General features: G+C 63.8%; 4 protein-coding genes and 1 pseudogene. 1 reads left to right on the top strand and 4 read right to left on the bottom strand.

The features are described from left to right. The first annotated feature begins 250 nt into the window (after window positions 1-250). Window positions 251-1,528, top strand: a complete 1,278-nt coding sequence (gene tnpC, locus BLR02_RS27615; protein ID WP_090665424.1) for an IS66 family transposase — start codon at window positions 251-253, stop codon at window positions 1,526-1,528. A gap of 301 nt (window positions 1,529-1,829) precedes the next feature. Here tnpC and BLR02_RS27610 read toward each other — a convergent pair whose 3' ends face one another. The 4 genes and pseudogenes from BLR02_RS27610 to BLR02_RS27595 form a co-directional block, all read right to left on the bottom strand. Next, the gene (locus BLR02_RS27610; protein ID WP_090665423.1) at window positions 1,830-2,657 is read right to left on the bottom strand and encodes a carbohydrate ABC transporter permease; all 828 of its coding nucleotides are present in this window, start codon (window positions 2,655-2,657) and stop codon (window positions 1,830-1,832) included. Then, window positions 2,654-3,568, bottom strand: coding sequence for a carbohydrate ABC transporter permease (locus BLR02_RS27605; protein ID WP_090665422.1), 915 nt, complete (start codon window positions 3,566-3,568; stop codon window positions 2,654-2,656). The genes BLR02_RS27610 and BLR02_RS27605 overlap by 4 nt, the downstream gene beginning before the upstream one ends. Beyond that, on the bottom strand, window positions 3,568-4,902 hold the full coding sequence (locus BLR02_RS27600; protein ID WP_090665421.1) for an ABC transporter substrate-binding protein: 1,335 nt from the start codon (window positions 4,900-4,902) through the stop codon (window positions 3,568-3,570). The genes BLR02_RS27605 and BLR02_RS27600 overlap by 1 nt, the downstream gene beginning before the upstream one ends. Before the next feature lie 583 nt (window positions 4,903-5,485). Next, window positions 5,486-7,035: pseudogene (locus BLR02_RS27595) on the bottom strand (IS3 family transposase). Window positions 7,036-7,109: the final 74 nt, after the last annotated feature.

Below are 7,109 nucleotides of genomic sequence, written 5' to 3'. Positions count from 1 at the left end.
TGCCGCAGAAACCCCGGCCAAACCTGCGCCTCAGCGCGGTGGTCCGGTTAGGAGAGACAGGTTGTGTGGAGGCCGACTGGAGCAGCGGTGGGAACTGGGGAATGAAAGTCTCTGGGCAACGGGCAACGGGGAGTCAGCGGATGGACAGGAAGCGATAGCCATGGGTGAAGGTATGGTTAACCACGACGGCCCTGGTCGGTAATTACCCACCCCCCTTGCGCGGGAGTGGGTTGGCTGATTCGATCCTGGCATGCGACGGGACGAGCTTGAGCACCTGAGCAAGGCAGAGCTGATCGAGCTGGTGCTGCGGCTGCAGCGACCGGAGAAGACCTCGCGCACATCCTCCAAACCGCCGTCGACGGACCGGAAGGAGAGGCGCGAGCACGCCAAACCTGGAGGCGCCAAGCCGGGCCACGCGGGCCATAGCCGCTCCTTGAGCGACGACGTCTCCGAGAGGGTCGCCCACCGCCCTGAGGTCTGCCCGTGCTGCCGGATGGCGCTGGCGCCCGATCTTCCGGCTGAAGAAGCCGGGGTCTGGGAGTGCATCGAGCTGCCCGCGGTCCGGCCGCAGGTGGTGCACCACCACCGCTTGGCGGTGCGCTGCCCTGGATGCGGCGCGCGGGCCGTGGCGCCCGTGCCAGTCAGCGGCACGCCGTTCGGCCCGCGCCTGCACGCGGTGGCCACCTACCTGAAGACCTTCCAGGCGCTCTCCTACGAGCGGCTGCAGGCCGCACTGGCCGACCTGTTCGGGCTGCGGCTCAGCCAGGGCGGGCTGATGAACCTGCTCCGCCGCGCCCAAGGTCGGTTCCAGGCCGGGCGTGAGGCGGCCGTTGCGGCGCTGCGCCGTGCCGAGGTGGTGGCCTCGGACGAGACCGGCGTGCGGATCGAGGGCTGCTCCGGCTACCATTGGGTGTTCCGCTGCAAGGATGCCGTGGTGCACCAGGCCGCGCCGACGCGCGCGGCCTCCGTCGTGCACGCGATGATGGACGGGCACCGCCCCGCGGTCTGGCTCTCGGACCGCTACTCGGCGCAACAGGGCCACGGCTTGGCCCAGCAGACCTGCCTGGCGCATCTGGCGCGCGACGTGGCGTATGCACTCGAGGCCAGCGACGACCCAGTGCCATTCCGGCTCAAGCTCTGGCTGAGCTCAGCCTTCGACCTGGCCGACGCCGCCGCAGGCCTGGCCGCCTCCACCCTGGCCGCCAAGCGGCGCGCTCTCGAGCGCAGGCTGGACGCGATCCTGGCAGCCCCCAGCGGCTGCGAGCTGACGCGGGCGCTGCAAGCAAAGCTGCGGCGAGCGCGCGACCAGCTCCTGACCTTTGCCGACTGGCCTGGACAGGTCGGGGCGACAAACAACGCCTGCGAGCGCGACCTCCGCCCCGCCGTGATCCAGCGCAAGGTCACCAATGGCTATCGCGCAATGTGGGCCGCTCAGGGCGAGGCGAACGTGCGCACCGTCGTCGACACCGCCCGCCTCGCGCCGAACACCAGCGTCTTCGGCACCATCCTGACGACCGTCACAGCCTGACCGCTCCGCCGTTGAAGTTAGGAGGGGGTGGGTAATTACCCTGGTCGTGCACTCAAGGGCTACCGGGCAGGCGCCGAACGTCTGTCGCCCGCAGATGGTCTCCGGGTTTGATAGCTGTAATCAGCAGTTTGAGAAGGTGTTACTGGTCGCAGCTCAGGATCCGGCCGACCTACAGCCTCCAATTAAGGCTCGGTCTCAAGTGCGCAAATGGCAGCTCTCTCCAGGAAAGTTGCATGGGACGCTTCACCGCCGCCGCTTTTTCAGCCCCAAGCTCGCCAGCAGCGGCTTTCTATACAACCGCTTACACGCCTTTCACCCCGCCTGCAGTCAGTCCGGCGACAATCTGCTTCTGGGCCAACAGTGTCAGCAGCAGCACCGGCAAGGTGACCAGCAACGCAGCTGCGGAAAGCGGTCCCCAGGAAATTTGCTCAAAAGTCAGCATGTTATTGACGGCTACCGGCAAGGTTCGTGTTTCTCGCCCGGCGAGCACCATGGCAAAGACAAAGTTATTCCAAGAAAAAATAAAAGCAAGAATTGTGGCGACTGTGATGCCGGGGCGGGCCAATGGCATTGCCACGTGACGGAAGGCCTGCCAGATCGTCGCTCCATCTACCAATGCGGCTTCCTCCAACTCCGTTGGCAGGCCCTCGAAGAATGAAATCATAACCCAGACCACGATCGGGACAGTGATAACCAAATGGGTTATTACGATCGGCCACAGGGTTCCCGTCATTTCCAGCCATTGGAATAGCAGGAACAATGGAATCAAATAGGAAAGGCCTGGAGTGATCCTCGCTATCAGGATCAATGCCGCTGCGCGCATGGCTCGCATCTTGGCGATGCCGTAGCCGGCTGGCACACCGATAACGAGTGCCAGGAAAGTGGCGCCGAAGGAAACGATGACGCTATTCCTGGCGTATAGCAGGAAATCGTTCCGCGCAAAGACGTCGCGGTAGTTGTCCAGTGTTGGTGGATCGGGAATGAAGACCGGCGGCCAAGCAGTGTTATCAAGTTCGTTCTTCAACGACAGCGATAGCATCCAGAGAAACACCAATATTGCCGGAGCGATCAGCACGAGGACCGCAAAACCGAAGCCGATGTTTTCGGCAAGGCGCCTGAGCTTTCTCATGTTATCCGCACCCGCTCCCGTGTCCACAAGAGCAGGGCTGCTAGACCCATGATAAGGATGAAGAACACCACCACCACCGCACTGGCATACCCCACATTGTAAAAGGCAAAGGCTTGCAGATAGAGGAATATGTTTATGGTTTCGCTGGCTTGGCCAGGGCCGCCTTGAGTGATGACATAGATAGTATCGAATGCCTTGAGGGCATCGATGGTGCGAATGATCAGGGCCACCACAATGAATGGCGCCAGCAGGGGAAGCGTGATGTAACGGAATGCCTGCCACGGACTGGCACCGTCAATCTTGGCCGCCTCGTACGGGTCGACAGGCAGGCTGGCGAGACCGCCAAGGATCAGCAGCATGACCAGTGGTGTCCAATGCCACACTTCGACGAGCACCAGGGTCGGGATAACGGTGTCCGCACTATAGACCCACAGGCTAGGCGGAAGGCCGAACTGCACGAGGAGCCAGTTCAGCACACCGAGTTGCGGATGGAACATCATCGTCCAGACGAGTGCCACCGCCACCGGCGTTGCCATCATCGGCAGAATGAAGATGGTGCGAGCCAAACCACGTAGAGGGAATTTTCTGTTGAAACTAAGAGCGGCTATTAAGCCCAACAACATCGGTAACACCACCGCCAATGCCGTATAGAGTATCGTGCGGAGAACCGCCCACCCGAACCGTGCATCGGTGAACAGCTGCTTGTAATTAGCGAAGCCAACCCAGCGCCGCTCCCCTCCGAGCCTCCAGTCGAAGGCCGAAACATAGATAGTGAAAATCCAGGGGAACAGGATGACGGCGATAATCACTACCGCAGCAGGTACCACGAACCAGACATAACGCCGCGCATAGTTACGGCGCCGCTTGGCGGTGGCCTGGACGGCGACAGATGCAGCCGTGGCTTGGGACATCAGGTCTCACGCTCGCTCTGTTCCAGAATGGGCCGGAACTCGGCAGTTGCCTTTTTCAACTCGGTCGCAACATCAGCACCACTGATGCTGTTGGTCAGTGCGCTGCCGATCACATCACGGAATTGCGTCACAGGAACAATCTCCGGCAATCCGGCGCGGGCGATTTTGGCGCTCGCCTCCAGTGTCTGGAAGAATTCCCGCGGGAAGTGGCTTCGGCCTATGGCTTCCTCATTCCTGAAGGGGCTGCTACGGGCCGGCACGCCAGCACCGCTGACCAGCCACTTAAGCTGGTTGGCCTTGCCCAGTGCCCATTGAATGTAGAGCCAAGCGGGTCCCTTTTTCCGTGATGCTTCAGGGATGCCATAACCCGCTCCAAACAGCGCGCAGTGGTGTTGCGGCCCCGGCCCGCGTGGCACCACCGCATATCCAACTTTGCCCGCGATGCGCGACCGGGTGCGATCCTCAAGCGGCGCCGCGAAGCCGATCCCGTCCACCCACATGGCCGCCCGACCCTGCATGAAAGTGGTCTGGCACTCATTCCAGTTGAAGCCGATCGAGCCGGGTGGCGACACGTTGCGCAGGAATTTCTTGTAGTTTTCTCCGGCCCAAATAGCATCAGGGGTATCGGTAATGAGCTGCCGGTTGGCATCAATCATGTCGCGCTGGCCAGTTCCCAGCAGGTAGCTAGACCACAGCACGACATTGGCGTTCTTTACGCCCCGTCCGACATGGCCATAGACCTGCTTCGTTGGGTCGGCGAGGCGCTTCGATGCCTCGTACATCTCGTCCCAGGTGGTCGGCACAGCAATGTTTTTGCCGGCAAGCAGTTCTTTGTTGTAGTATAGAATGAAATAGTCGGCGCCAGCAGGGCAAGTATCCAGCCGCCCGTCCGACTGGGTTGCATATGTCACCATGCCCTCGCCGTAGTCCGCGAAGTCGAAATCTGGCGCCGTCAACGTGGAATCCGCCAGTAAGGAACGGATATCGGTGTTCCAGCGGGCCTTCCCCACTTGGCGCTTATTGACGTGCAGGCTGATCTCGGTCACGTCGAAGGATGGGCGCCCAGAGGCGTACTCGACGATGATCTTCTGCCGGTGCTGCTGTTCGGGCACAACTTCAAGGCCACAGCGGATCCCGGTGAGTTCCTCGAATTCCTTATTGTTCTGTTGCAGCATGGTACCGCGAGGGGAGAGCTGAACGCTTACCTCAATCCGCTCGCCGCGAAAGCGGCGCCAGTCGAAGGCACTCTGGGCATTTGCCCGATCGATTAAGGGAGGCGCAGCCAACAGTGCGGCTCCTCCTTGGAAAGCGGCGCGGCGCGTGATCCGGACCATGGCTTCCTCCCGAGGAAGGGGCGGCGGATTGCTTCCGCACTACCCGAGAGCCGATCCTCCGCTAAAACGGTCGCTTCCGGCAAGGGTGTAGAGATGTCTGGGAAACCCGAGGCGTCACCTGATAGGCGAAGCTTACAGTGCCGATATGGGCAAGGGCGACATGCGGTAACTGCGCCACATTCGCCTGTCCTGCACACCCCCTGTCGGCCCAAAGCTCCAGCCTCGCGCCGGCCTCGGATCTCAACCGGGGTGTAACCACGCTCGGATCGGATCGGGTTCTCATCCTCGCCGAAGCTCGACAGCGGCCTCCAGCGATTTGGCCTTGCCCGCGATTGCACTAGGCTGGCCAGCGCCCGGCCGCCGACTGCCAATGGCGATGATCGCGCGCGGCGCGTCTGCCGTCGCTGCCTACGCCATGGTTGCTACGGCATCAAAGGTCAGCCTCGCGGCATCCAGCGCTGGGCATGCATCCAGCGTTGCGCTTGGTTGGCAAAGCGTGGATTTTCGCTCCAAGTAGCGTCAGCAGCGCCGGCATTGCGGTGCGCGTCAAGATAGTTGTCGCCTTGGTCTCGTAATCGCCCCCCTATCCGGTTTGCTTCAATGTGCTGACCGCGACGCTGCTGTCGCGCTCTGGGTTGAGGGTAACGGCGCCGATCGGGGTCCAATTGCGGGTCGGCCCGCTCCAGCGGCGGGGATTGGCCTCGCGGGCCTGCTGGTACAGCGCGTGGCGGGCGGCCAGGATGGGCCGGTCCTCGGTGGCATGGCGCTGGGCCGGGGTGACGTAGCGGATGCCGCTGTGACGGTGTTCGTGGTTGTACCAGCGCACGAAGGCGGCCGCCCAGTGCCGTGCCTCGGCGAGATCGGCAAAGCCCGCGGTGGGGAAGTCGGGGCGGTACTTGGCGGTGCGGAACAGCGCCTCGGCATAGGCATTATCGTCGCTGACCCTGGGCCGCGAGTGCGATGGCGCGATCCCGAGCCAGTGCAGCATGGCCAGCACGGTGGTGCCCTTGACGCTCGAGCCATTGTCGCCGTGCAGCACCGGACGGTGCGCACGGGCATGGATGTCCTCGGCCAGCGCGGTGCGGCGGACCAGATGCGCGGCGTGCTCGGCCTGGTCAGTCTCATGGACCTCATGGCCGACGATCTTGCGGCTGAACAGGTCGAGGATCAGGAACAGGTAGAACCAGCGCCCCTGCACCTGGGCCCGCAGGAAGGTCACATCCCAACACCAGACCTGCCCTGGAGCGGTGGCCACATGCGTGCTGGGCGGCCCTGCTGTCCGCGGCGGGCGAGCCCGGCCGCGGCGTTGCATCTGGCCATGGTCACGCAGCACGCGATGGAAGCTGGCCTCGCTGGCGACATAGACGCCCTCGTCGGCCAGCACCGGGACGATCCGGGCCGGCGGCGTGCTGGCGAAGCGTGGCTGATTGGCCAACTCTACGATCTGCGCCCGCTCCACCTCGCTCAGGGCCTGCGAGGGCCTGGGCCGGATGGCGTCGGGCCGGCGGTCGGCCCGGACCTGACCGTTCTCGCCACGCCAGCGCTGAAAGGTCCGCAGGTCGATGCCGGCCAAGGCACAGGCTGGGGCGAGCCGGGCGCCGGCGGCGCTGGCCGCCGTGATCTCGGCCATCAGGGTCTGGCGGTCCTCCAGGCGGGTCATTCGTCCTCGCCGTCGCGGAAGACCGCATCCAGTTTTTTTCGCAGCACCAGCAAGGCGGCCGTCTCAGCCAAAGCCTTGTCCTTGCGGTGCAACTCGCGCTCGAGCTCCCGGACCCGTCGCCGGTCCTGCCGCGCCTCGACGGCACTCGCCGCCCGCGGCTCGCCGAGGCCGGCAATGGCATCATGCTTCCAGGCCTCCAGCTCGGCGGGGTAGAGGCCTTGCTCGCGGCACCAGGTGCTGCGGGCGGCCTCATCCATCGTCGCCGTGGTGATCACCGCCTCCAGCCGTGCCGCCGGCGTCCAGCGCTGGTTGTTCGTCAGCTCACCGGGTGCGGCCAGCGCCTGGGCCCGCCAGCGTTCCAAGGTTGCAACGCTGACCCCAACCTCTCGGGACACCACATCAATGGCCGCGCTCTCCGGCGGTAGCAGCCGCGCCACGATGCGGTCCCTGAAGGCTTGTCCGTCTCTCGCCATTCTCGATCACCCGCGCCCCCTCATTGCGCGATCCTATCCAGGCGACAACTGCTCTGACACAGGGGGCTGGCGCG

The organism is Belnapia rosea (assembly GCF_900101615.1).
GTDB lineage: Bacteria > Pseudomonadota > Alphaproteobacteria > Acetobacterales > Acetobacteraceae > Belnapia > Belnapia rosea.
Note: the sequence above shows the minus strand (reverse complement) of the source record. Positions and strands in the feature narration are given on the sequence as shown.